A 1141-nucleotide genomic window follows, 5' to 3' on the forward strand; every position below is an offset into this window, starting at 1 on the left:
ACTCAGCAAAGCATTTTCGCGATGCAATAGCGGAATTCTTTGATACAAAAATATCAAAAATAGCTCAATCCCTCCGTCGACGCATTAATGATAGTTTTCAGATCATAAACCCAGTACCTTCAAGTTGAATGGGTATATAAGTAATATCAGAGACATAGGCATAATTAGACCTAGGTACTGAAAACTGTTGATTAAGAACGTTTTCAAATACAGGCTTTTTATGGTTACTATTCGTTGTTACCTTGTATTTTTTTCGATAGCGCACCAATATGTTGGCTTCTTTCATCAAGCGGCGTGCCTTATTTCGACCCAAGGGATAACCAAGAGCATTTAATGCGTTTTTCATGCGTCGACTTCCATAGCAATACTGGAAAGATTCGGCTATTTTCTTTACCCATTCCAGCATTTCTTGGTGCCCAAGATCATTAGGTTTATTTGATTGGCGCTTCATGTAACCATAATAACTATTGCGTCGTACACCCAGTAGTCGACACATCAGGTCAACGGGCCATCTCTTCTTATATCGGGTGATAAACGAATATTTTATTTCGTTTCTTGTGCAAAGAAGAGGGCCGCCTTTTTTAATATTTCTTTCTCCAGTTTAAGGCGTTTATTTTCTTCCTTTAAGCGACGTATCTCTTCTTGCTCTGCGGTTAATTTGCCTTGCCCCCTGAATGCCTGACCCTCTTCTTGATTGCTGGCCTCTTTAAGCCATCGACACAAGAGTTGATAATCAACTCCTAGACTTTCTGCTGCTGCCTTACGAGTATAGCCTTGTTCATTTACCAGGCTAATTGCATCCAGTTTAAACTCTTTTGAGTACTTTATTCTTTTGTTCATTTCTTTCTCCAGTTAAGGTTATTATCGCTTAACTGGGTTGGTCAGATCCATTGAACCACATCATGACCATGTGGCGCTATGCGCTCATTACCTTTTTAAGAAATCAGTATCAACAAGGCGCCCTAACAAGAGCCCCGGAAATGGCAAACCAAAGTATGAATTCCATGCTGGCACAACAATACGCTAAATACTGGCAAGTCCATTGCGCCAAACCCCACAAAAATCCTAAAAAAGACATCGAATACTTAGGGCGTTACATCAAACGGCCAGCCATTGCCAATTCTCGTCTCGTTCATTACAA

The 1141-nt window shown here is 40.4% G+C and carries 2 pseudogenes; one reads left to right on the plus strand and one right to left on the minus strand.

Annotated elements, in window-relative coordinates:
• Nucleotides 1–130: 130 nt before the first annotated feature.
• Nucleotides 131–840 (minus strand): annotated as a pseudogene (locus ACQY7T_RS13285) (IS3 family transposase); the annotation flags it as partial.
• 53 nt (nt 841–893) lie between these two features.
• On the opposite strand from ACQY7T_RS13285, the pseudogene ACQY7T_RS13290 reads away from it, so the two are divergent.
• Nucleotides 894–1141 (plus strand): annotated as a pseudogene (locus ACQY7T_RS13290) (transposase); the annotation flags it as partial.

It is taken from the genome of Legionella sp. (genome assembly GCF_965140895.1).
GTDB lineage: Bacteria > Pseudomonadota > Gammaproteobacteria > Legionellales > Legionellaceae > Legionella.